The sequence below is a fragment of the Luteimonas sp. A478 genome (genome assembly GCF_054052025.1).
This window is the reverse complement of sequence record NZ_JBSVRF010000001.1, coordinates 368,012-393,347: the sequence shown is the minus strand read 5'-3', so window position 1 is coordinate 393,347 and position 25,336 is coordinate 368,012. Positions and strand designations below refer to the sequence as shown.

Genomic DNA, 25,336 nt, shown 5'->3' with positions numbered 1-25,336 from the left:
TGCGGCGTTCGCCCTGAACGGGCGCTGCGGCTATAATCGATGGGGTTTCATTCATCGAATGGATCATTGCCGCCGACGCCGGCGCACGGCCGGAGCGGCATACCGCCTCCCCACATTTCTCGAGTCCTGACCCCAGACGTGGAAAGCCTCCTCAAGCAGTTTGCCAAGTCTTCACAGCTTGGCGCCAACGCCGCCTTCATTGAAGACCTTTACGAGCAGTACCTGGTCAATCCCGACAGCGTCGATGCCAATTGGAAAACCTGGTTCGACAGCTTCAACGGTCGCGAAGCCGGTGACGTTCCCCATTCGGCAGTCATCGCCCAGGTGTCCGCCGCCGCCCGCTCCGCCCGCAGTGGCACGGCGACCGAAGTCGTCGATGGCGAAGCCTCCCGCAAGCAGGGAGCCGTGCTCAAGCTGATCACCGCTTACCGCTCGCGTGGCCACCTGCAGGCCAACATCGACCCGCTGGGGATGATGGAGAAGCTGGACGCCCCGGACCTGGACCTGCCCTTCCACGGCCTGTCCGACGCCGATCTGGACGAGGAGTTCCGCACCGGCCCCGGCGGTGGCAGCACCAGCACCTTTGGTGGCCCCGAGCGGATGCGCCTGCGCGATCTGCTCGGCCTGCTGCGCACCACCTACTGCGGCAGCATCGGCGCCGAGTTCATGCACATCCCCGATGCCGAGCAGCGCCAGTGGCTGTACCAGCGCGTCGAAGCCGCCGGCGGCACGTTCCACCGCGGCGGCGACGAGAAGCGCCGCACCCTGGAGCGCCTGACCGCGGCCGAAGGCCTTGAGCGCTACCTGCACACCAAATACGTGGGCCAGAAGCGCTTCTCGCTGGAAGGCGGCGATTCGCTGATCCCCGCCCTGGACGCGCTGATCCAGCGCGCCGGCCAGGACGGCGTGAAGGATATCGTGATGGGCATGGCCCACCGCGGCCGCCTGAACGTGCTGGTCAACACCATGGGCAAGTCGCCCAAGCGCCTGTTCGACGAGTTTGAAGGCAAGTTCGAGTTCGACGGCGTGCATGCCCAGACCGGCGACGTGAAGTACCACATGGGCTTCTCGGCCGACGTGCGTACCCCGGGCGGCCCCGTGCACCTGGCGCTGGCGTTCAACCCTTCGCACCTTGAGATCGTCAACCCGGTGGTGGCCGGCAGCGCCCGTTCGCGCCAGCACCGCCGCGGCGATACCGAGCGCAAGCAGGTGGTGCCGGTGCTGCTGCACGGCGACGCCGCCTTCGCCGGCCAGGGCGTGGTGATGGAGCTGCTGCAGATGTCGCAGGCCCGCGGCTTCGCCGTCGGCGGCACCGTGCACGTGGTGATCAACAACCAGGTCGGCTTCACCACCAGCGACCAGCAGGACGCGCGTTCCACCCAGTACTGCACCGACGTGGCGAAGATGGTCGCCGCCCCGGTGCTGCACGTGAATGCCGATGACCCCGACGCGGTGGTGTTCTGCATGGAAGCCGCCTACGACTTCCGCCAGAAGTTCGGCAAGGACGTGGTGATCGACCTGGTGTGCTACCGCCGCCACGGCCACAACGAGGCCGATGAGCCGGCTGCCACCCAGCCGCTCATGTACCAGGTCATCCGCAAGCTCAAGACCACGCGCGAGCTCTACGCCGAGCGCCTGGCCAGCGAAGGCGTCGTCGACGCCGACGAGGCCAAGGCGCTGGTGGACCGCTACCGCGACAAGCTGGACGCGGGCGAAGTCACCGCCGAATTGACCGATACCGGCCCGGAAGGCTACGACCTGACCATCGACTGGGGCAGCTACCTGCGCGGCACCCTGGCCGACGAAGTGGACACCCGCGTCGACGCCGACCGCCTGAAGGAACTGGCCGGCATCATCAGCAACGTCCCTGAAGATATCGAGCTGCATTCGCGCGTTGCCCGGATCTACCAGGACCGCCAGAAGATGGCGGCCGGCGAGATCCCTGGCGACTGGGGCTTCGCCGAAAATCTTGCCTACGCCACCCTGCTTGACGAGGGCAAGCGCCTGCGCCTGGTCGGCCAGGATTCGGGCCGCGGCACCTTCTTCCACCGCCATGCGGTGTTGCACGACCAGAAGACCGACCGCGACTACCTGCCGCTGCGCGAGCTGGTGGACAACCCCGAAGACGCCACCATCATCGACTCGCTGCTCAGCGAGGAAGCGGTGATGGCGTTTGAATACGGCTACTCCACTTCCGAGCCCAACACCCTGTGCATCTGGGAAGGCCAGTTCGGCGATTTCGCCAACGGCGCCCAGGTGGTGATCGACCAGTTCCTGTCTTCGGGTGAAGCCAAGTGGGGCCGGCTGGCCGGCCTGGCGCTGTTCCTGCCGCATGGCTACGAAGGGCAAGGCCCCGAGCACAGCTCGGCGCGCCTGGAGCGGTTCCTGCAGCTGTGCGCGCTGGACAACATGCTGGTCTGCGTGCCGACCACCCCGGCCCAGGCATTCCACATGATCCGCCGCCAGCTGTGCATGACCACCCGCAAGCCGCTGGTGGTGATGACGCCCAAGTCGCTGCTGCGCCACAAGCTGGCCGTGTCGACCCTGGACGAGCTGGCCGACGGCGAGTTCATGCACCTGATCCCGGACGCCGACGTGAAGCCGGCCAAGTGCAAGCGCGTGGTGGTCTGCTCTGGCAAGGTCTACTACGACCTGCTGGAAGCCCGTGGCAAGCAGGAGCTGGATGCCGAGGTCGCGCTGATCCGCGTGGAGCAGCTGTATCCGTTCCCGCGCGAGCAGCTGGCTGAGCAGCTGGGCCGCTACGGCAAGGGCGTCGATGTGATCTGGTGCCAGGAAGAGCCGCAGAACCAGGGCGCGTGGTACCAGATCAAGCACCACCTGGAGTTTTGCCTGGCCGATGGCCAGAAGCTCCACTACGCTGGTCGTTCGCGCTCGCCGTCACCGGCGGTCGGCGTATTCAACCAGCACGTCGAGGAGCAGACGGCACTCATCGCCGATGCCCTGGTCAACCCGCCCAAGGGCATGTCGGCCGAATAACCCCACCCATACGATTTGCCAGGAAGCTGCAAGATGGCCACTGAAATCAAGGTTCCCGTCCTCCCCGAATCCGTCGCCGACGCGACCATCGCCACCTGGCACAAGCAGGTAGGTGATGCCGTCAGCCGCGATGAAAACATCGTTGACCTGGAGACCGACAAGGTCGTGCTCGAGGTTCCCTCCACCGTTGACGGCGTGATCAAGGAGCTCAAGTTCTCCGAGGGTGACACCGTCACCAGCCAGCAGTTGCTGGCCGTCATCGAAGAAGGCGCCGCCCCCGCCGCCGAGTCGGGCAGCAAGGACAAGCAGGCCCCGGCCGCCGGCGACGAGCAGGTGCAGCCCAAGGCCGAGGCCAAGGCTGCCGACGACAAGGCCCCCGCCTCCACCAAACCGCAGCCCGTTTCCGGCGGCTCCAGCCTGCCCCCGGGCGCCCGCTTCACCGCAGCGAAGGAAGGCATTGATCCGTCGCAGGTCGAGGGTACCGGCCGTCGCGGCGCGGTGACCAAGGAAGATCTGATCAACTACGCGGCCGGTCGCACCGGTGGCGTCTCCGGCGGCAACCGTCCGGAAGAGCGCGTGCCGATGACCCGCATCCGCAAGCGCATCGCCGAGCGCCTGATGCACTCCAAGGAGTCGACCGCCATGCTGACCTCGTTCAACGAGGTCAACCTGGGCAAGGTGATGGCGATGCGCAAGGAGATGGGCGAACAGTTCATGAAGGAGCACGGCATCAAGCTCGGCTTCATGAGCTTCTTCGCCAAGGCCGCCGCCAACGCGCTGCAGAAGTACCCGGTGGTGAATGCCTCGGTCGATGGCGACGACATCATCTACCACGGCTACGCCGACATCTCGGTGGCCATTTCCACCGAGCGCGGCCTGGTGACGCCGGTGCTGCGCAACGTGGAGCGGATGGGCTTTGCCGAAGTCGAACAGGCCATTTCGGACTACGCCGTCGCCGCGCGCGAAGGCGGCCTGAAGCTGGAAGACCTGCAGGGCGGCACGTTCACCATCACCAACGGCGGCACCTTCGGCTCGCTGATGTCGACCCCGATCGTCAACCCGCCGCAGTCCGCGATCCTGGGCATGCACACCATCAAGGAGCGCCCGATCGTCGAGGACGGCCAGGTCGTGGCCGCGCCGATGATGTACATCGCCATCAGCTACGACCACCGCATCATCGACGGCAAGGACGCGGTGCTGTTTCTGGTCGACATCAAGAACCAGCTCGAGAACCCCGGCCGCATGCTGCTGGGCCTGTGAGCAACAAGGAAACCGACATGGCTGAACAATTCGACGTCGTCGTCATCGGAGCCGGCCCCGCCGGCTACCACGCCGCGATCCGCGCCGCCCAGCTGGGCATGAGCGTGGCCTGCGTGGACGCGGGCCTGGGCAAGGACGGCAAGCCGGCGCTGGGCGGTACCTGCCTGCGCGTGGGCTGCATCCCGTCCAAGGCGCTGCTGGACTCCTCGCGCCAGTTCCACAATCTGCAGAACGTGTTCGAGCAGCACGGCATCTCCGCCAAGGATCCGAAGATCGACGTGGAGAAGATGGTCGGCCGCAAGGACGGCATCGTGAAGCAGTTCACCGGCGGCATCCAGATGCTGTTCAAGGCCAACAAGGTCAAACCGTACTACGGCTTCGCCACGTTGCACGCGAATCGTCTGGTCAAGGTGAAGCAGCACGACGGCACCGAGGTCGAGCTGACCGGCACCAACGTGGTCATCGCCGCGGGCTCGGATTCGATCGAGCTGCCGTTCGCGAAGTTTGACGGCGAGACCATCGTCGACAACGTCGGCGCGCTGGACTTCACCGAGGTGCCCAAGCGCCTGGCGGTGATCGGTGCCGGCGTGATCGGCCTTGAGCTGGGCAGCGTGTGGAAGCGTCTGGGCGCGGAAGTGACCATCCTGGAGGCCATGCCGGACTTCCTGGCCGCGGCCGACGCCGAGGTGTCGAGGCTGGCCGCGCGCGAGTTCAAGAAGCAGGGTCTGGATATCAAGCTGGGCGCCAAGGTCTCCAAGGCCGAAGTCACGGGCAAGGGCAAGAAGAAGGAAGTCCAGGTCACCTTCGAAGACAAGAAAGGCGAGCAGACCATCACCGTCGACAAGCTGCTGGTGTCCGTGGGCCGCAAGGCCGCTTCCAAGGGCCTGCTGGCCGAGGACAGCGGCGTGAAGCTCACCGACCGCGGCCAGATCGAGGTCGACGAGCACTGCCACACCGGCGTCGACGGCGTCTGGGCGGTGGGCGACTGCGTGCGCGGGCCGATGCTGGCGCACAAGGGCTTCGAGGAAGGCATTGCCGTTGCCGAGCTGATCGGCGGCCTGCCCGGCCACGTCAACATGGACACCATCCCGTGGGTGATCTACACCGAGCCCGAGCTGGCCTGGGTGGGCAAGACCGAGCAGCAGCTGAAGGAAGAAGGCATTCCGTACAACGCGGGCAGCTTCCCCTTCGCCGCCAACGGTCGTGCGGTAGCGATGGTGGAATCGACGGGCTTTGTGAAGGTCCTGGCCCACGCCGAGACCGACCGCGTGCTGGGCATGCACCTGGTGGGCGCCAACGTGTCCGAGCTGGTGCACGAAGGCGTGCTGACCATGGAGTTCAACGGCTCCGCCGACGACCTGGCCCGCATCTGCCACGCGCACCCGAGCCTGGCCGAAGTGGTCCACGACGCGGCCATGGCCGTGCACAAGCGAGCCATCCACAAGGCCAACTGAGCACGCGCGGCACCTGCCGCCCTGCTCTGCAGCGAGACCGGCGCCGGGCATTGCCCGGCGCCTTCATTTTCCGATCCCCGACGACTTCCGCCCATGAAATCCATCTGCGTTTACTGCGGCTCCAACCCCGGCAACAACCCCGTCTACCTGGAACAGGCCAACCTGCTGGGAAGGCGGCTGGCGGCTGATGGCATCCGCCTGGTCTACGGCGGCGGCAACATCGGCCTGATGGGCGAGGTTGCCGATGCCGTGCTCCAGGCCGGAGGCGAAGTGACCGGGGTGATCCCGGAGCAGCTTGTCCTGCGCGAGATGGCCCACCATGGCGTAACCGCGCTGGAAGTGGTCGGCTCCATGCACGAGCGCAAGTCCCGCATGTTCGACCTCGCCGACGGCTTCATCGCCCTGCCCGGCGGCTTCGGCACGCTGGAGGAAATCATCGAAATGCTGACCTGGCGCCAGCTCGGCATCGGCAACAAGCCCTGCGCCTTCCTTGACGTTGCCGGGTACTGGTCACCGCTGGCCGCGATGATGGACCGCATGGTCAACGACCGCTTCCTGCATCCGGACCAGCGCGTGGATCTGTGGATCGGAGATGACATTGACCCGATGCTTGCGTGGATGAAGGCGTACGAGCCGGCGCAGGCCTCGAAGTGGCTGGACGAAAAGCAGGGTAAAGCGCTGCGCTGACGCCTGGTCCGGCCACGGCCCCGGCGCCTCCGTGAGGCTTCGGCGATAATCCAAGGCCTCTGGCCGGACGCCGTTTCCACGACGAGGACGCATGAGCATTCCCGCAACCTTCCCCGCTTTCCGCATCCACAATGACGACCAGGGCTATCGCGCCGGGGTCGAACCGGTGTCACTAGATCAGCTGGCCGCCGGCCAGGTGGTGATCCGCGTGGCCCACTCATCGGTCAACTACAAGGACGCACTGGCGGGAACCGGCAAGGGCAAGATCCTGCGCAGCTTTCCCCTGGTTGGGGGAATCGACGTGGCCGGCCACGTGGCGGCGTCCACCGATCGCCGCTTCCGCGAGGGCGACGCGGTGCTGGTCACCGGCTGCGGCCTGGGCGAAACCCGGGACGGCGGCTACTCGCAGTACACCCGGGTCGATGCCGACATGGTGGTGGCGCTGCCTGATGGCCTGGAGCTGCGCGATGCCATGATCCTGGGCACCGCAGGTTTCACCGCTGCACTGGCCCTGCTGCGCATGGTCGAGAACCACCAGACGCCGGCGATGGGCCCGCTGGCGGTCACCGGCGCCAGTGGCGGGGTGGGCTCGCTGGCACTGGATATCTTCAGCGCCGCGGGATTTGAGGTGCATGCCATCAGCGGCAAGGCCGATCAGTCCGGCTACCTCAAGGACATCGGTGCCAACGAAGTGCTGAGCCGCGGCGCACTAAACACCAGTCGACCGCTGGAATCGGCCCGCTTCGGCGGTGGGCTCGACAACGTGGGTGGAACAATGCTGGCCAGCCTGCTGGCCCAGACCCGCCCCTACGGCAACGTGGGCAGCGCCGGCCTGGCCGCTACCCACCAGCTCGATACCACGGTCATGCCCTTCATCCTGCGCGGGGTGTCACTGCTGGGGGTCGCATCCACCGACACCCCGCGCCACCACCGCGAAGAAGTCTGGCGCCGATTGGCTTCCGACTGGAAGCCTCGCCACCTGGAACGCATCTGCACGCGCGAGGCGACGCTGGCAGACCTGCCCGCCGTGTTCGCCACCATGCTGGCGGGCGGCTCGCTCGGACGCACCCTGGTCACGCTCCCGCAGGCATAAGCTTGCGGCCCCGGTACCGGCCGATACAATCGGCTGTCCATTCAGCGGACAACTCCATGGCACGCATCCTGATCGTTGACGACTCCCCCTCGCAGCTCGCCGGCATCCGGCGCATTGTCGAGCGGCTCGGCCATGAAACGCTCACCGCCGAAGACGGACAGGCCGGAGTGGATCTGGCTCGTCGCGAACTGCCGGACCTGATCCTGATGGACGTGGTGATGCCCAACCTCAACGGGTTCCAGGCCACACGATCAATCAGCCGCGACCCGGCCACCAGCCACATCCCGGTCATCCTGGTCACCACCAAGGACCTGCAGACCGACCGGGTCTGGGGCATGCGCCAGGGTGCGCGCGGCTATCTCACCAAGCCGTTCACTGACCAGGAACTGATGGACGTCATTGCCAGCACCATCAAGCCCGCAGCCGACAGCCCCGCCTGAACCGGAAAAGCGGGCCACCGCCCGCCCTCAGGCCCGTCGCCAGTCGTCGCCGAAAGCCTGCTGCAGATCCTCGTAAGCCTTGCGCTGGGCCTCGTCCCGCGGACGCGGGGCCAGTACTTCCAGCACCACGATCTGATCGCCATCAGCCCCCCCGCGTATCCCGGGCAGGCCCCGCCCGCGCAGGCGCAGTTGCCGCCCGACCTCTGAATCGGGCGGGACTTTAAGCTCCACCCGGCCGCCCAGCGTGGGCACGCTCACCTTGCCACCCAACGCGGCCTCCCATGGCGCGACCGGAAGCTCGTGGAAGATGTTGTTGCCGTCCACTTCGAAATGCGGGTGCGCTGCGTATTCCACCTCGAGCAGCAGATCACCCGGCGCTTCCACCGGGCCGCCGCCCTGCCCTTTCAGCCGGATCACCTGCCCGGGACGCACGCCCTTGGGTACCCGCACTTCGAGCGTGCGGCCTTTCACGCTGATCCTCACGCTGCTGCCGGCATACACGGCCTCCAACGATACCGCGAGCCGCGCCCGGGTATCGCCGCGCGGCATCGGACCCGCTCCCGCAGGGCGCTGACCGGGGCCACGGCGACGCCCGAACAGCTCTTCGAAAAAGTCGCTGAAGCCGCCGCCTGCGCCGCCGCCGGAAAATACTTCCTCGTAATCGAAGCCACCGTTGCCGAACCCGCCATGCGGCGGACGCACTTCATCACCAGGGCGGTATCCGCCCGCCCGCAGCTGGTCGTAGGCGGCCCGCTTGGCCGGATCCCTCAGCGCCTCGTAAGCCTCGTTGACGGCCTTGAACTTGTCCTCGGCCCCGGCCTCCTTGCTGACATCGGGATGATACTTTCGCGCCAGTCGGCGATAGGCGGTCTTGATCTCCGTCTCACCGGCACCCGGTTCGACGCCGAGCGTGTCGTAGTAATCCTTGAACTGCATCACTCACCTGACTGGTTCTGAAGCGGCGCACCACGACGCCGACCTGGATCCGCAACATGCTACTCGGCTACACGGGCCGTATGCCCGGGATCTGGGAGCGGGACGGCTTGATTTCAAGTCTGCGCCCGGGCTGCATGTGAACCGGATAGACTGCCGGCATCACCCCCAAACCGGAACCAGCCATGGCCATCCAGATCGGCGACGCCATTCCAGAAGTGGTCCTCAAGCACATCGATGGTGGCATCCAGGCCATCGATACGCCCACCCTGTTCGAAGACCGCAAGGTCGTGCTGTTCGCAGTGCCAGGGGCATTCACCCCCACCTGCTCGGAACACCACCTGCCAGGTTTTGTCGAGCGCTTCGACGAATTCCGCGCCCGGGGAATTGAAGTCGCCTGCATGGCGGTCAATGACCCGTTCGTGATGCAAGCCTGGGGCGAAAGCCAGAATGTTCCCCACGGCCTGCGCATGCTCTCCGACGGCAATGGCGACCTGACCCGTGCCCTGGGCCTGGAGATGGACGGCAGCGCCTACGGCATGGGCCTGCGCGCCAAGCGGTTTGCCCTCTACGCCGAGAACGGCGTGGTCAAGCAGCTGTTCGTCGAGGCCCCGGGCGAGTTCAAGGTCTCCAGCGCGGAACACGTGCTCGCCAATATCGAGTGAGCCTGCGCGGCGGCTGGAGCGATCCTTTGCCGCCACGCCGCTCAGCGCACCACCTGGAAGCCCACCCGGTCCCACGCCCCGCTGTCGGCCAGCGCGGTCAAGGTGTAGTTGCCTGGCTTGGCGAATTCATGCACGAACGGCCGTGCGCCGTCCGTCTCCGCAAGCCAGCGACCATCCAGCAGCCATTGCACGCGCCCCTGCGCGCCCAGCGCCCGCAGCGACAGCTGCACGCCGCGGGCGCTGCCGGGCGCGCGCGCCAGCCGCGCTCCGTCCTGCACGCCTTCAATGTGCAGGTCGGCCAACAGTTCCCGGCCGTCATCCACGCAGTCCACAGCCAGCGCAGGCAGGCGTGCGGCGGAACGGTCCGCCGCGTTCAACCAGGGCGATAACAGCGCAGGCCAGCGCGCAATCTCCGCATCGCTCGTCTCGTGGGGGCGTGCGCACTGGGATGACAGCCGCCGGCTGGTGACCGGGTCGAACTGGTAGCGCATACGGCCAGCGCTCCACAACCTGGCGTCCCGCTCGGCGAAGGTGGGCGGAATCGCTCCATCCAGTACCCAGGCATCCAGCCGACGCCGGCACTGCGCTGCCGGCTGGTCCGCAGCCGACACGCCCAACGGCCAGCAGATGTCGTGCTGGCTCACGCTGGCTGGACGCGGCAGGGCCACGGCATCGCCGCGCTGGCGCGGCAGGCTGTCGACAACCTCGAACAGCAGCGGCAGTGCGGTGATCGCCCCGTATTGGCCCGGCAACGGGGTTCCGTCCGGGCGTCCCACCCACACACCCACGGTGTAGGCGCGGGTCGCCCCCAGCGCCCAGGCGTCACGGAATCCGTAGCTTGTGCCGGTCTTCCAGGCGACCCGGGGGCGGTCGCGCAGATCGAACAGGTCGGCGCGCTCACCCGGACGCGGATTGGACGACAGCGCTTCCGCCACGATCCAGGCAGCACCCGGCGACATCAACCGCCGCTCCAGCAGCTGGGCCTGCGTGGTCAGACGTACCCGCCCGGCCCGCCCTCCGCGCACCAGCGCCGCGTGCGCGCCGACCAGATCCTCAAGGGTGGCGCCCGTTCCCCCGAGGATCAGCGGCAGGCCGGGCGTGGCGCCGCTTGGGAAACGCAGGCGGATGCCGGCGTGATCCAGCCGCGCCGCGAAGCGTCCGGGCCCAACGCGCTGCAGCAGATCCACGGCAGGCACGTTGAGCGACCGGCGCAGCGCGTCGGCTGCCGATACCGGTCCGCTGTAGGCAGTGCCGAAGTTTCCCGGACGGTAGCCGTCGAACGACTGCGGCGCGTCCACCATCAGGCTGGCCGAATGGATCAGGCCGTCATCCAGCGCCATCGCGTACAGGAACGGTTTCAACGTCGATCCGGGCGAGCGCCAGGCCCGCACCATGTCCACGTGCCCCAGGCGGGCACGGTCGCCGAACTCCGCCGCGCCGATGTAGGCACGCGCCTCCATGGTCGCGTTGTCGACCACCAGCAGCGCTGCCGAGGTGCGCTCCGGCAGTCCGGAAAAATAGCTGGCGACGCGTTCCTCCAGGGCACGCTGCAGCCCGGCATCGATGGTGGAATCGATCCTGCTGGCCTGTGGATCGGCACTGCGCAGCCGCTGCGCCAGCAGCGCGGCGTGCATCGGCGAGCGCAAGGCGCGCGACACCACCGGTTCAATCCCGGCATCGTCCACCTCGGCCCGGGTCCACGCACCCTGCGCCACCATCCGCTCCAGCAGCTTGTCACGGGCGGCACGTGCGCGCTCCGGGTGCCGGTCCGGCCGCAGCCGGCTGGGCGCCTGCGGCAGCACGGCCAGCAGCGCTGCTTCGGCCCTCGACAGACCGGAGGCCGGTTTGCCCAGATAGGCCCAGCTCGCGGCCTCGACGCCCTCGATGGTGCCGCCAAACGGCGCCCGCTCCAGGTACAGGGTCAGGATTTCCCGCTTGGACAGATGCGCTTCCAGCTGCAGCGCCCGCAGCATCTGCCGCGCCTTGCCCCAGGGCGTGCGCGAATGCGGCTCCAGGATCCGCGCCACCTGCATGGTCAGCGTGGATCCGCCGGACACGATCCGTCCGGCAGCGAGCCATTGCCAACCGGCCCTGACCAAGGCCAGCGGATTGATTCCCGGATGACGATGGAACCAGCGGTCCTCGTAGGTCAGCAGCGCTTCCAGGTACAGCGGCGATACGGTGTCGGGATCAGCCGGGTGCCGCCACACGCCCGCAGCATCGGCGAAGGCCCGCAGCGGGGTGCCATCGCGGGCCACCACCACGCTGCTGGTGTCGCGCACGGTCGGCAGCGGCGGCGGGAACAGCAGGTCCAGCGCCAGCAGTGTCACCAGCCCCGCCGCGGTTCCCCAGCGCAGCAATGCCAGAAGCCGCCGCCTGCCCGACTTCGCCTTGTCCACGTCAGCCGGGCTGGCGGTTCACGGCTGCACCACCGTGATCGTGCCGGGCACCGCCCGCCCCACCCCGCGCAGCTCCGGCCGGTACATGTCCTCCACCATCGGCGGCGGCACGGTGTAGGTGCCCGGGGTCACCGCACGCACCAGATAGAAGACACGCGCAGTACCGCCGCGGTCGAGGCTGAGCGCCGCCACGTAGCGGTCGTCGCGGAACTCCTCGTGCCGCAGCTCGGCAGCGCTTGACCGCTCGGACAGGTTCACCCCCTGCACCGTCACTTCTCCCCACTGCTCGCCATCGGACAGGTTGAAGTTCTCGATCTCCAGCCCGGCCGGCAGCAGGTCGGTCAGCAATGCATCGGGCATCGCCTGGTCGGCGGTGATCGACACCGCCACGATCAAGGCCTCGCCTTCCTTGAGCGGTGCCGGCTCCCACGGCGTGCCGTCCAGCCTGTGCAGGCTTCGTTCCACCTTCAGGCGGCTGAAGTCCGCCTCGGGCGCGCTGCGCGGCACCCCGGCCACTTCCAGGCTTGCGTACAGCGGTGGCTCGCCGGCCGGCTCGAAGCGGACTCCGCGCGACAGCTCCGCATGATCGAACTGCCGCCCGAACACCCGGCTGCCCGCCACCGGCTCGTCACTGTCACCGGTCCACAGCACGCCGGACACGCGCCGGTCGCCATCAGCCGACAGCGCCTTGCCCAGGCGGGCAATGGCGATCTGCTCCTGGGTGCTCAGGTATGTCCAACGCTGGTTGCGGCGCGCATCCAGCTCACGACCCACATCGATCACACGGGCGGTGTACTCCGGCTTTGCCGCGCCCTGCTCGTGCACCAGGGCGATCGACAGGGCGGCGTCGCGCAGCGGTGTGGAGTAATCGCCCAGCCAGCGCGGACGTTCGCGCCGCAGGCCGAATCCTTCTGCAATCGCCTTGTCGCCACGCGCCGTGTCACCCTGCATGCGCAACGCCAGCCCCAGCCTCACCAGCGGCAGCCCGCTGAGCGCGGCGGAGGAATGGTTGTCGAACAGGGAGCGCAGGGTGCCGAGCGGCGCGCGGTTGACCCGCGCCAGCACGAAGCCGGCGTGGGCCTGGTAGGCGAACTTGAGGTACGGGCGGTGGTCCTGCCCGTAGAACTCCTGGCCGCCGGCCAGCAGGTCTTCGTTGAGCCGCTCCAGCGCTTTCTGCAGCACCGTGTCCGGCACCGCGAACCCTGCCTCACGGGCGTCGAGCAGGAACTCGGCGATGTACGGGGTCAGGATCGGATTGACCGGTCCGCTGCTGCCCCACATCGAAAAGTGGCCGTTGCCGGCCTGCATCGAGGCCAGGCGGCCGAAAGCCGCCTGCACCGTGCGTTGCCGCAGCTCCGCGTCCACATCCTCCAGGCCCAGCATCGACACCGTCGTCGCATCCAGCATCAAGGCCGCATAGCCGCGGCTGGCGGTCTGCTCGGCGCAGGCGTACGGATAGCGCAGCGCGCCCTGCAGGGCCGCGGCGAACGGGATCGGCGGGAACGCACTCAGGCTCATCTGCGCCTGCACCGAGCCCGGCATCAGTCCTTCGGCGAACGAGGCGTCAATCCGCACGGGAGCCAGCGTATCCAGCACCCGCGTCTCGGCCCGCAGCACCGCGGGCCATGCCGCGCGCACCGGCAGGTCATAGCGGCGGTCCACGTTTTCACCGTTGCCCTCCACGCGTACCCGCACCCGGGCCGTGGCGTAGTCGTTGGCTGCCGTCAGCGGGAAGCTGAGCGTTGCATTACCCTCGGCGGCCAGCCGCAGCGTGCGTTCGCCCTCGCCCACCGCCAAGGGCCCCTCGCCGCCGACACGCACCCGGAACGCACCCTCTCGACCGGTGAAGTTGGTTACATCGAGGGTGAGCGTGCTGCGGTCACCCGGTGCCAGCACCCGCGGCATGCTGGCTTCGGCCACGATCGGCGCCCGCACCACCGTTTCCGCGTCGCGGTTGCCGTAGGCGTCATCGGACCACACCAATGCCGACACGCGCAGAGTGCCGTTGAAATCGGGCACCGGCAGTTCGACCGTGGTGTTGCCGGCCGAATCGAGCTGCACCGGTCCCGAGAACAGGTCCACCGTCTGCACCCGCGCGGTCGGGCGTCGTGCGTGCGGCAGCGCATCCAGCGCCATGTCGCCGCCGAAACGGATCCGGGCCGTGCCGCCCTCGTGGCTTTCAATCACGCGCCCGTACACATCCCAGGCGTCAACGCCGAAGCGCCGCTGCTGGAAGAAGTGGGCTACCGCATCGGGCACCGGGAAGCGGGTGATATTGGTGATGCCCACATCCACAGCGGATACGGTCGCGTGCGCCTGTCGGCCCGCCAGCTGCGGCACGCTCAGCGTCGCCCGCAGCGGCTGTTCCGGCAGCACCTGTCCGGCCACCCTCAGACCAACCGCCACGCGCCGGTCGCGCCGGTCCATCGGCACGTGCACCACGCCCACCGCACGAGCGGGCGTGGTCACATCCACCGCGCGACCGCCGCGGAACACCAGCGCGGTCACGTACACGTCGTGCCGCTCCCAGTCCTCGGTGACCGGAATGCGAAAGGTGCTGCCGGGCTCGGCATCGATGGCCTGCACGTACAGCAGCCGATCGCTCTCCACCAGCAGCAGGCCTTTGCCCGGATGCGGCGGCGTCACCGTCACTTCCAGCGTGTCGCCGGCCCTGTATCCCGTCTGGTCGAGCGCCAGCTTGACCTTGTCGGGGCGGGCGTCGACACCGCGGTTCTGGTCGTCCCAGCTCCAGCCGGCGCGGAACGGATAGCGCGTGACCAGCCCGGTTGCCGGATCCTTCATATCCACCCGGTACTCGCCCCACTCCACCGGGAAGTCGAAGCGCGTCGCGCCCTGGCCGGCATCCAGCGTGCGCGTTTCCACGTTCTGGAAGCGGCGGGTGAAGTCATAGTTCCAGCCGCCCTCGTCATCGTGCCGCCAGTGGTAGTCGCGATGCTCACGCACCAGGGTGACCTCCAGCCCGGTGGCAGGCTGCGAATCGCCATCCGCATCCACGCGCACCAGTTCGAAACCCGCACGGGCATTGGCATCGGCGCCGTCATCCGGGTTGAACAGCGGACGCAGACCGACCAACGCTTCCGCCGGCCACAGCACGCGCTTCAGGCTGCGGATGACGGTGCGACCGCCGCTTTCATACAGGCTGCCGGTCACCACGGCGGCGATCGGCGTCACCGGCCGGGCTTCCTCGGGCAGCGTGATGTCCTGCTCGAGTCGGCCGGATGCATCCAGCTCCGCGTCAACCACATCGCGCGCCTCGCGCGGCAGCTCCACAGTGGGATCGCCAAAGAAATGGTCGGGCAGGCTGTCCACCGGGTGCTGTTCCACCGCCACGGCCAAGGTCGCGGTGAAGCGGTTGCCCGCGGCCGGCGCGCCGTACAGGTAGGCGCCTTCCACCTCCAGGCGCAGCGGCTCTCCCGCAGCCAGGCGCTGTGCGGCGCTGCCCAGTTCCAGCTTCATCCGCTCCGGCAAAAACTCCTCGATCCGCAGCTGCATGCCCTGCACCGCTTCCCGGCTGCCGGGATCGGTCCGGAACTCCACCTGCCAGCGGCCGGTGGGCGCATCGGCGGGCACCTCCCGTTCCAGGCGGTAGTAACCCTGCGGACCCGGCTCCAGGCGCGTCTCGAAGAAAGTACGGCCATCCGGCTGCTTCAGCCGCACGAACAGTGGTTGGGAAGCGGGTGGCTGTGCACCGCTCTCCCCGGCCGGCACCGGGCGGCCGTCATGGTTGCGCAGCAGCGCCGACACCCGCACGGTTTCACCCGGACGGTAGAGATCCCGTCCGGACCAGGCGAACACGTCGAACCAGGCCTGCCCACGCCCCGCCACGGCGAACTCGGACAGATCGAGTGCCGGCTGGTTGAACGGCAGCATCGACACATCGCGCCCGCGGCTGGCCACCAGCACGTGGGCCGCGTCGAGCGCATAGTCGAACACCGCATTGCCGTTGCGATCCGTCTCGCCGCGATAGACCACTTCGCCCTTGCCGTCGAGCACCTGCACCGACACGCCATTGTTGGCCGCACCGGTCTCCAGCGAGGCCGTATGCACGAACAGCCGGTCCTTGTAGGCCCGCGCGTGCAGGCCGATGTCGCTGACGGTGAAAAACGCGGTTTCGAACTCGCTGTCGAAAACGCCGGCACGCTTCATGACGGCGAAGTACAGACCCGCTTCCTGCAGCTCGGGGATTTCCTGCACCGGGAGATAGGTGAGCAGGCGCTCGTTGCGTTCGCCGCCGAGCACGAAGCGGTTCACGTACACAGGCTCGGCCATGCGCGAAATCGGCTTGCGTTCGCCCCACTCGGCTTCAAGATCCCAGCTGCCGCGCCGGCCGCCACGCTGGTACTGGTTGAGGAACTGCGGCACGGCGCTGTCGCGCACGCGCAGGAATTCCACATCCACCTCGGCAACGTTCAGCGACACCACCGGCAGGCCGCGGCTGCCACGCGCCGGCAGCACGCTGCCCTGCGAGGCGAACCCGGCGACAGGGCTGAGGTCGCCGGTATGGATTGCCCGTTCCACGTCGGTGCCCAGCTCGGCGCCGTCCGCCGCGGTCAGCGCTGCGGAGATCCGCACCCTGTATTCACGATTGGCCTCGGCGTTGGGGAAGCGCAGGGTCCGGTTGTCGTCGTCGAGCGACCACCCACCCTCCACCCCGGCGGTCCCCTCAAGCGTCACCAGACGGTCAAAATCCTGGGTGGCTACCAGCGGCTGCGAGAACTCCAGCACCAAGACCAGGCCGCCCTGGCGGTCATCGGCCCAGGCCCGGGCGAGGCCGAAACCTTCGACCTCTACCCGCTCCGCTCTGATCGCCTCACCGCTGGGCTCAGGCAGCTGGCCCGAGGGCTCGCCGCTGCATGCCAACAGCACTGCCAGGGGACAGGCCAGCAACGCCCAGCGCGCCAGCTTTCCGGCCAACAATCGATCCATCCACCCGCAACGCGCCCGTCCGTGCATGCCATTTCCTCCACCGTTCCGCCGAGTATAGGGAAGGCAGGGGACGGACCGTCACTCCTGCGCGCGCAGGAGTGACGGCGCGGTTTCAATCAGGCGCTGGGCTGGTCGCCGTCCTGTTCGCCGGTCTCTGCGGCGGGGGCGGCGGCGATGCCTTCGTCCGCTTCGCCTGCGTCATCGCTGCCCAGTTCATCGCCGTTTTCATCCAGCGAAGCATCAATGCGCTCGATCGCCTGCAGGGTCTCGTCCTTGCCCAGCCGTATCAGGGTCACGCCCTGGGTGTTGCGGCCGACCTGGGCGATTTCCGAGGCGCGGGTGCGCACCAGGGTGCCGCCGTCGGAAATCAGCAGTACCTCGTGGTGGTCGGCGATCTGCACCGCACCGATCAGCTGGCCGTTGCGCTCGGTGGTCTGGATCGCAATCACACCCTGGATGCCGCGCCCCTTGCGCTGATACTCCGACACCGGCGTGCGCTTGCCGTAGCCATGCTCGCTGGCGGTGAGGATGTCGCCGTCGCCATCAGCCTGGACCACGATCATGCTGCATACGTGCTCGCCCTCGGCCAGGCGCATGCCGCGCACGCCGGTGGCGGTACGGCCCATGGCACGCACTTCGCTTTCGTCGAAACGCACCGCCTTGCCGTTGGACGCAAACAGCATGATGTCCTTGCTGCCATCGGTCAGGTCGGCGTTCACCAGCGCATCGCCATCGTCCAGGTTGATCGCGATCTTGCCGCGTGCAAGCCGGTATTCGAATTCCTTCAGCGGGGTTTTCTTGACCGTGCCGTTGCGGGTGGAGAAGAACACGTACTGGTCTTCGGCGTACTCGCGCACCGGCACCACCGCCTGGACCTTCTCGCCGTCTTCCAGCGCAATCCAGTTGACGATCGGACGGCCACGCGCATTCGGCCCGGCGTCTGGCAGCTGATAGACCGGCAGCCAGAACACGCGCCCGGCGCTGGTGAACGTCAACAACATGTCGTGGGTGTTGACCAGCCACAGCTGGTCGATGAAATCCTCGTCCTTGGTGGATGCGGCATTGCGGCCGCGTCCGCCGCGTCGCTGGGCGCGATAGGACGTCACCGGCTGGCGCTTGGCATAGCCGGAGTGCGACAGGGTCACCACCACGTCCTCGGGCGCGATCAGGTCGAGGATGTCCAGGTCCTCTTCGCTCTCGCGGATCTCGCTGCGACGCTCGTCGCCAAACTCTTCCTTGACCGTGCGCAGCTCGGTGCGGATCACCTCCAGCAGCACGTCCGGATCTTCGAGGATCTCGATCAGCCCGCGGATGGTTTCCAGCAGCAGGCGGTACTCGTCGGTCAGGCGCTCCTGCTCCAGCCCGGTCAGGCGATGCAGGCGCATGTCCAGGATCTGCTGGGCCTGGATCTCGGTGAGCTGGTAGCTGCCGTCGATCAGGCCCACGCCCTTGGGCAGGTCCTCCGGCTTGGATGCCTCCGCGCCGGTGGCTTCCAGCAGCGTGGCCACCAGCCCTGCCTCCCAGCGGCGGCCGAGCATCCGCTCGCGCGCTTCGTTGGGGTTGGCCGACGTCTTGATCAGCTCGATCATCTCGTCGATGTTGGCCAGCGCAACCGTCAGGCCTTCCAGCACGTGGGCCCGGGCACGGGCCTTGCGCAGTTCGAAGATGGTCCGGCGGGTCACCACCTCGCGGCGGTGGCTGACGAAGGCTTCCAGGATCTGCTTCAGGTTCAGCAGCTGCGGGCGGCCATCCACCAGGGCCACCATGTTGATGCCGAAGAACGACTCCATCTGGGTCTGCTGGTACAGGTTGTTGAGCACAACCTCGGCCGAATCGCCGCGCTTGATCTCGATGTAGATGCGCATGCCGTCCTTGTCGGACTCGTCGCGCAGCTCGCTGATGCCTTCCAGCTTCTTTTCCTTCACCAGGTCGGCGATCTTCTCGATCAGCTTCGACTTGTTCACCTGGTACGGGATCTCGGTGACGATGATCGCTTCGCGACCGTTGTCGGCCACCTCGATATCAGCTTTGGCGCGCATGCGCACCCGCCCGCGGCCGGTGCGGTAGGCAAGCTGGATGCCGCTGACGCCGTTGATGATGCCGGCGGTGGGGAAGTCCGGTCCGGGGACGTATTCCATCAGCCCGTCGATATCGAGCTCCGGGTCGTCGATCAGGGCGATGCTGGCATCGATCACTTCCGACAGGTTGTGCGGCGGAATGTTGGTGGCCATGCCCACCGCAATGCCCGCGGAACCGTTGACCAGCAGGTTCGGAACCCGCGCCGGCATCACCGTCGGCTCGCTCTCCTTCTCGTCGTAGTTGAGCTGGAAATCGACGGTCTCCTTGTCGATGTCCGCCATCAGCTCGTGCGCCAGGCGCGACATGCGCGCCTCGGTGTAACGCATCGCCGCAGCCGAGTCGCCGTCGACCGAACCGAAGTTGCCCTGCCCGTCCACCAGCAGGTAGCGCAGCGAGAACGGCTGCGCCATGCGCACCAGGGTGTCGTAGACCGACTGGTCGCCGTGCGGATGGTATTTACCGATCACGTCACCGACGATGCGCGCCGACTTGAAATAGGGCTTGTTGCTGTGTGCGCCCAGCTCGTTCATCGCATACAACACGCGCCGGTGCACCGGCTTCAGACCATCGCGGACATCAGGAAGCGCGCGCCCCACGATCACGCTCATGGCGTAATCCAGGTAGCTGCGGCGCATTTCGTCTTCGAGGTTGACGGGGATGATTTCTTGCGTGGAATCGACCATCTAGGCTGTTTGCATCCTGACGGCTGCCGGCAGCGGCTGCGGACGACCCGGCGGGCCGGGGCGGCGATGGAACAGCTGCGGGAAGCGCATTTAAAAAGACAGACAAGTATAACACGCAGCACGCCCCTCATGCAGACTTTTCCATCCACAAATCAACGGCTTAGGCTACAAATGGCCACTTTTCCAAGGGTAGGAGCGCGCCATGCGCGCGAAGCCGCGTGAATCATGGCTGGCCCGCACGAAGGCAGCTCCGGACGAAGCAACCTGTCAGAAGGATCTTGGCACACCATCAGTCACGCGGCTTCGCGCGCATGGCGCGCTCCTACCGGGACAGAAGACGCGGTGGGTTCAGGCAAACATGGCGCGCATCGAGGCAGCATCGGGACTTTGGATCACGCCTTTCTCGGTGACGATGGCGTCGATCAGATCCGCAGGGGTGACGTCGAATACCGGGTTCCATGCCTGCACGCCTTCGGCCACCGTGCGGCTGCCAGCCACCTCCAGCAACTCACCCGGATCGCGCTCCTCGATCTCGATCAGATCGCCGCTGGCGGTCTCCATGTCCACCGTTGAGGAAGGAGCCACGACCATGAATTTCCTGCCGTGGAAGCGCGCCGAAATGGCCAGCTGGTAGGTGCCGATCTTGTTGGCAACGTCGCCGTTGGCGCAGATGCGGTCGGCGCCGACCACCACCCAGTCCACCTGGCCGTCCTTGATCAGGTGGGACGCGGCGGAGTCGGCAATCAGGGTGGCATCGATGCCGTCCTGCTGCAGCTCCCATACGGTCAGGCGCGAGCCCTGCATCCACGGCCGGGTCTCGCCCGCAAACACGCGCCCTACCCGGCCCTGGGCAACGCCGGCACGGATCACGCCCAGCGCGGTGCCAAACCCGGCGGTGGCCAGCGAGCCGGTATTGCAGTGGGTGAGCACGCCCGAGCCCGGCGCAATGAGCGCTGCACCCAGCTCGCCCATGCGGCGATTGGCTGCAAGGTCTTCGGTTTCGATCGCGCGCGCCTCACGCTCCAGTGCTTCTCCCCACTGCGCGCCAGCCGCGGCCAGCGCGATGCGCATCCGCGCCAGCGCCCAGGCCAGGTTCACCGCGGTCGGCCGGGCGGCATTGAGCCGCTCCATGGCGGGCTGCAGCTGCCGTGCGGCATCCGCGCCATCCATTGCCTGGATGCCCTGCCCCGCCAGCACCAGGCCCCATGCCGCGGCAATGCCGATCGCCGGGGCGCCGCGCACCACCAGGTCGCGGATGGCGTCGGCCACCGCGTCACTGCTGATGCAGGGGACGTACACGGTTTCAAACGGCAGGCGCCGCTGGTCGAGCAGCTCCAGCGCATTGCCGCTCCATCGGATTGGACGGATACGGTCGTAGCTGGAGTAATCAATGGCGGTTTGGCTCATCGGTCGATTTTAACCGTTTGGCCAGATGCCCGACGGGACAATCCGCACCGCTCAGTACACCCGGAACTCTGCCCCGCAGTTGCCGTCCACCCAGACGCCGCGCCGGTCCCAGCCCCAGTTCTGGCGCTGGACACAGCGCGTGGCCGACAGCTGGCGGATCAGTTCCACCCCTTCACCGACCACTGCATTGCAGCGGCTGCGGCGATGGCCACGCGATTCGCAGCGCACGATCTGCTCGCCAACGGGTGTCATGTCCACGTCCTCGCCGGAGCCCCCAGCGTCGCCGTTCAGCTGTTCCGCCGCCGCAATGAACTCACCGCCACATCCCGAGACCACCCAGACCCCGCGCGAGTCATAGCCCCAGGTACTGCCCTGGATGCACTCCGCGGACGAGAGCTGGCGATGCATGTGCATCCCGTTACTGGTTTCGGCAGCACAGTATTTGCGGCGGTTGTCACGCGATACGCAGCGCACCACCTCAACTGGCGAAACCCCGCCCCCTCCGTCGTCGCGCGCCGCGGGCCGGTCAGCGCCGGCCCCGCCCTTCCCCAGCATCGTGCACCCGCCGCAGGCCGCCACCACAAACGCCAGCAGTACCGTCCGCCAAACTCCGTTGATCACCGCCACCTCCGGAAAATCCCCGCAAAGACTTTAACCGGTCCTGATGTAATTCCATGTTGCAGCGCGGCCAAACACCTGCGCAGGCACAGGTTCAGGCCCGGCGGAAATCGAACGCCAACACATCGGCAATGCGGTGTGTCCCTAGCATCGCCATCAGCAGCCGGTCCACGCCCATGGCGACGCCGGCGCTGTGCGGAAGGCCGTGTTCCAGCGCTGCCAGCAGGTTGGCATCCACTTCCGGCTCCACCTCACCGCGGGCCCTGCGCAGGGCCAGTTCGCGTTCAAAGCGGCTGTCCTGCTCGGCCGGATCCTGCAGCTCGTGATAGCCATTGGCGAGTTCCAGCGGCCCCAGATACAGCTCGAAGCGCTCGGCCACCGCAACCGGATCGGTATCACCGTCCGTCGCCCGGATCCGGGCCAGCATGCACTGTGATTGCGGATAGTCGTAGACCACCGTGATCGCATCCGCGGCGAAGCGCGGCTGGATGCAGTGGGTCATCAGCAGGTCCAGCCAGTCATCGCGGTTGAGGCCACGCGGATCGATATCAATGCCACCCAGGGCCGCGCGCAGTTCGGCCTCGGGCGCGCGCATCGGGTCGATGCCGAGATGGTCGCGGTACAGCGCGCGATAGCTGGTACGCACCGGCTGCGCCTGGCGGCCCACCAGTGCCAGCCCCGTCTGCACCACCTCCACCGTTTCGGCGGCCATGCGCATGTGGTCCCAGCCCAGGCGATACCACTCGAGCATGGTGAACTCGGGGTTGTGGCGACCACCTGCTTCGCCATCACGGAACACCCGACCCAGCTCATAGCAGTCGCCCAGGCCCGCGGCGAGCAGGCGCTTGAGCGGGTATTCGGGCGATGTGCGCAGCCAGCGTCGACGCGGACCGGCGTCCACGTGGCCGGTGAACCGGACGTGGAACGAGGCGATGTTCGGCTCGGTATTCCCCGCCTGCGACAGGATCGGGGTTTCCACCTCCAGCACGCCGCGCGCCTCAAAGAAGCCGCGGATCGCCGCATTGAGCCGGGCGCGCAGGCGCAGCGCTTCCAGCGACGCGGAAGGACGCCAGCCGGAATCAGTCATGGGCTTGCAGGAAATCGAGCAGTTTGGCCTCGTCCCACACCTCGATTCCGAGCTCCTGCGCCTTGGTCAGCTTGGAGCCCGCGGATTCACCGGCGACAACGAACGAGGTCTTCTTCGATACGCTGCCGGCGGCCTTTGCGCCCAGCGCTTCCAGACGCTCTTTGGCCTCGTCGCGGGTCATCGCTTCCAGCGTGCCGGTCAGCACCACCGTCTGGCCATCCAGGGGACCGGCCTGTACCTCATCCGGAGCAGGGAGTTGATCCAGCAGCTCTCGCTGGGCTTTGAGCGAGCGCAGGTACAGGGCGCGGTTCGCGTCTTCGCCCATCCATTCCGCGAGCGACTGGGCGGCATCGCCGGGCAGTCCCGCAGTAACGATTTGGTGCTCGGCAGCGGTCGCAATGGCCTCGGCCGAGGCGAACGAAGACACCAGGCGTTCGGCACGGTTCGTGGTGATCCTCGGAATTTCCAGGTCCGCCAGCAGGGTAACCGGATCCAGCCCTTCGGCCAGCTTCGGTGATGGCGGATGGGCGTCGGCGATGCGCACGCCGCGCTCCAGCAGCTGGTCGACCACCTGCTGGTTGCCAGGCTGGTCGAGAAAGTGCCCGAGCGAACGCGCCACTTCGCCGCCAATATCCGGCACGCGCTTGAACAGCGGCCACGGGGTATGACGGATAAGTTCGAGATCACCGAACCACGTTGCCAATGCTTTGGCCGTGCTCTCGCCCACATGGCCAATGCCGAGTGCAAACAGGAACCGCGCCAGCGAAGCCTCGCGGCTGCGGGCGATCGCCTCCACCAGGTTCTCCGCCCACTTCGTGGCCACCTTGCCGGCCTTGACCGTTTCCGGCGTGGTGCCGTCGCGCTCATCGGCGAGGCGCTTCATTTCCACGAAATCATCCACGCCCAGCCGGTACAGGTCGGCCACGCTGGTGGCGAAACCGGAATCCACCAGCGCCTGGATCAGCCGCTCGCCCAGGCCGTCGATATCCATGGCCCGGCGCGAGGCGAAATGGAACAGCGCCTGCACCCGCTGCGACGGGCACACCAGCTCGCCGCTGCAGCGGGCCACCACCTCGCCCTCCTCGCGCACGATCTCCGATCCGCAGACCGGGCAGTTGTCAGGCATGCGCCAAGGTTGAGTCCCTTCCGGCCGGCGGTCCGCAATTACCCGCACCACTTCCGGAATCACATCACCGGCCCGGCGTACGATCACCGTATCGCCGATGCGCACGTCAAGACGCGCCACCTGGTCAGCGTTATGCAGCGTGGCCCGGGTCACCGTCACCCCACCCACATGCACCGGTCGCATCAGCACCCACGGCGTGACCGCACCGGTTCGGCCCACGTTGATCTCGATCGATTCAACCACCGTCGACTGCTCCTGGGCCGGATATTTGTGGGCAAGCGCCCAGCGCGGTGCGCGCGAGACGAAGCCCATTTCCTCACGGTCCTGGGCGTCATCAAGCTTGTAGACCACCCCGTCGATCTCAAACGGCAGGCTGGCCCGCTGCCCGCCGATGCGCCGGTAATAGTCGAGCAGGCCCTCGAGCCCGCTCACCACCTCGCCAAGATTGCTGACCGGAAAGCCCCATTCGCGCAGCAGGCGCATCGATTCGGAATGGGTATCGGGAAGCGTGCCGCCCTCCACCAGCCCGGTGCCATAGGCAAAAAATGCCAGCGGACGCTGGGCGGTGATCGCAGGGTCCAGCTGGCGCAGCGAACCGGCCGCGCCGTTGCGCGGATTGGCCAGCACCTTGCCGCCCTGCTCCCGCACCCGGGCGTTGTAGGCCTCGAACTCGGCCAGCGGCATATACACCTCGCCGCGCACCTCCAGCACCGCCGGCCAGTCCTTGCCGCGCAGCCGCAGCGGGATGGCCCGCACCGTGCGCAGATTGACGGTCACGTCCTCGCCGGTGGCGCCATCGCCGCGGGTCGCGCCCTGGACGAACACGCCGTCCTCATAGCGCAGGCTGACAGCCAGGCCGTCGAGCTTGGGCTCGGCTGAGAAGGCGGGTGCATCGTTGTCGAGCTTCTGGATGATCCGCCGCACGAAGTCGCCGACCTCGGCGTCCTCGAACGCGTTGCCCAGCGAGAGCATGGGCATGGCGTGGCGGACCTGGGCGAACTTGCCTGAGGGTGCAGCGCCTACCCGCCGGCTCGGCGAGTCGGCGCTGGCAAGCTCGGGATGTTCCGCTTCCAGCGCTTCAAGTTCGCGCATCAGCGCGTCGTACTCGACGTCCGGGATCTGCGGCTCATCGAGCACGTGATAGCGGTAGTTGGCGTCGTCGATCAGACCACGCAGTTCGGAAATGCGTTCAGCAGGATTGGCAGGCATCCGGGAATTCTATCCAACCCGACGCCCCGGCCGGTGTTTTTGCCGGTCCCCGCGAAACCCGTCAGGGGCTCGGGAAGAACCCCAAACCCTGATGACGCCCCCGATGGCGGCGCCTCCTCCGCAGGAGCGCGCCATGCGCGCGAAGCCGCGTGAAATTCGATTTCCGGCCGATCGCCGCGAACGCAAGGTGCCTGGCGGGTCCGTCCCGGTCAGGACTGTCGGCGCCATGGACGGCGCCGGCAAGCGTACATG

15 protein-coding genes are annotated in these 25,336 nt (G+C 67.4%); 7 read left to right on the top strand and 8 right to left on the bottom strand.

The features are described from left to right. Window positions 1-138 precede the first annotated feature (138 nt). The 6 genes from ACW7G3_RS01870 to pilH all read left to right on the top strand — a co-directional run bounded on the left by ACW7G3_RS01870 (window position 139) and on the right by pilH (window position 7,931). The gene (locus ACW7G3_RS01870; RefSeq protein ID WP_456980799.1) at window positions 139-2,997 is read left to right on the top strand and encodes a 2-oxoglutarate dehydrogenase E1 component; all 2,859 of its coding nucleotides are present in this window, start codon (window positions 139-141) and stop codon (window positions 2,995-2,997) included. A 33-nt stretch (window positions 2,998-3,030) separates the two neighbouring features. Next, window positions 3,031-4,257 carry a dihydrolipoyllysine-residue succinyltransferase gene (sucB, locus tag ACW7G3_RS01865; protein ID WP_456980798.1) on the top strand — a complete coding sequence of 409 codons (1,227 nt, stop codon included), beginning with the start codon at window positions 3,031-3,033 and terminating at the stop codon, window positions 4,255-4,257. Between the two features lie 17 nt (window positions 4,258-4,274). After that, window positions 4,275-5,711, top strand: coding sequence for a dihydrolipoyl dehydrogenase (gene lpdA / locus ACW7G3_RS01860; RefSeq protein WP_456980797.1), 1,437 nt, complete (start codon window positions 4,275-4,277; stop codon window positions 5,709-5,711). A 93-nt stretch (window positions 5,712-5,804) separates the two neighbouring features. Continuing rightward, entirely contained in the window at window positions 5,805-6,398 is a 594-nt protein-coding gene (locus tag ACW7G3_RS01855; RefSeq protein ID WP_456980796.1) for an LOG family protein, read from the top strand. 91 nt (window positions 6,399-6,489) lie between these two features. After that, entirely contained in the window at window positions 6,490-7,491 is a 1,002-nt protein-coding gene (locus tag ACW7G3_RS01850; RefSeq protein WP_456980795.1) for an acrylyl-CoA reductase family protein, read from the top strand. Window positions 7,492-7,547: 56 nt separating this feature from the next. Continuing rightward, window positions 7,548-7,931 (top strand): twitching motility response regulator PilH, encoded by a 384-nt coding sequence (gene pilH, locus ACW7G3_RS01845; RefSeq protein WP_456980794.1) that lies wholly within the window; start codon window positions 7,548-7,550, stop codon window positions 7,929-7,931. 27 nt (window positions 7,932-7,958) lie between these two features. Here the strand turns inward: pilH and ACW7G3_RS01840 are convergent, their stop codons facing one another. Further along, on the bottom strand, window positions 7,959-8,867 hold the full coding sequence (locus tag ACW7G3_RS01840) for a DnaJ C-terminal domain-containing protein (protein ID WP_456980793.1): 909 nt from the start codon (window positions 8,865-8,867) through the stop codon (window positions 7,959-7,961). Window positions 8,868-9,049: 182 nt separating this feature from the next. Between ACW7G3_RS01840 and ACW7G3_RS01835 the strand changes: the two genes are divergently transcribed. Next, on the top strand, window positions 9,050-9,529 hold the full coding sequence (locus ACW7G3_RS01835) for a redoxin family protein (protein WP_456980792.1): 480 nt from the start codon (window positions 9,050-9,052) through the stop codon (window positions 9,527-9,529). 41 nt (window positions 9,530-9,570) lie between these two features. On the opposite strand, the gene pbpC is transcribed toward ACW7G3_RS01835, so the two are convergent. From pbpC to ligA, 7 genes are all read right to left on the bottom strand, one after another. Further along, window positions 9,571-11,928 carry a penicillin-binding protein 1C gene (pbpC, locus tag ACW7G3_RS01830; protein WP_456980791.1) on the bottom strand — a complete coding sequence of 786 codons (2,358 nt, stop codon included), beginning with the start codon at window positions 11,926-11,928 and terminating at the stop codon, window positions 9,571-9,573. 18 nt (window positions 11,929-11,946) lie between these two features. Beyond that, window positions 11,947-16,902: an alpha-2-macroglobulin family protein gene (locus ACW7G3_RS01825; protein WP_456980790.1), complete on the bottom strand. Its 4,956-nt coding sequence runs from the start codon at window positions 16,900-16,902 to the stop codon at window positions 11,947-11,949. 89 nt (window positions 16,903-16,991) lie between these two features. Then, the gene (gene gyrA, locus ACW7G3_RS01820) at window positions 16,992-19,637 is read right to left on the bottom strand and encodes a DNA gyrase subunit A (RefSeq protein WP_456971946.1); all 2,646 of its coding nucleotides are present in this window, start codon (window positions 19,635-19,637) and stop codon (window positions 16,992-16,994) included. A 348-nt stretch (window positions 19,638-19,985) separates the two neighbouring features. Continuing rightward, window positions 19,986-21,044: an S-methyl-5-thioribose-1-phosphate isomerase gene (mtnA, locus tag ACW7G3_RS01815; protein ID WP_456980789.1), complete on the bottom strand. Its 1,059-nt coding sequence runs from the start codon at window positions 21,042-21,044 to the stop codon at window positions 19,986-19,988. 51 nt (window positions 21,045-21,095) lie between these two features. Next, entirely contained in the window at window positions 21,096-21,599 is a 504-nt protein-coding gene (locus ACW7G3_RS01810; protein WP_456981132.1) for a DUF3011 domain-containing protein, read from the bottom strand. A 157-nt stretch (window positions 21,600-21,756) separates the two neighbouring features. Next, window positions 21,757-22,749 (bottom strand): EF-P lysine aminoacylase EpmA, encoded by a 993-nt coding sequence (epmA, locus tag ACW7G3_RS01805; protein WP_456980788.1) that lies wholly within the window; start codon window positions 22,747-22,749, stop codon window positions 21,757-21,759. Continuing rightward, window positions 22,742-25,084: an NAD-dependent DNA ligase LigA gene (ligA, locus tag ACW7G3_RS01800; RefSeq protein WP_456980787.1), complete on the bottom strand. Its 2,343-nt coding sequence runs from the start codon at window positions 25,082-25,084 to the stop codon at window positions 22,742-22,744. Before ligA ends, epmA begins: the two co-directional genes overlap by 8 nt. Between the last annotated feature and the right edge of the window lie 252 nt (window positions 25,085-25,336).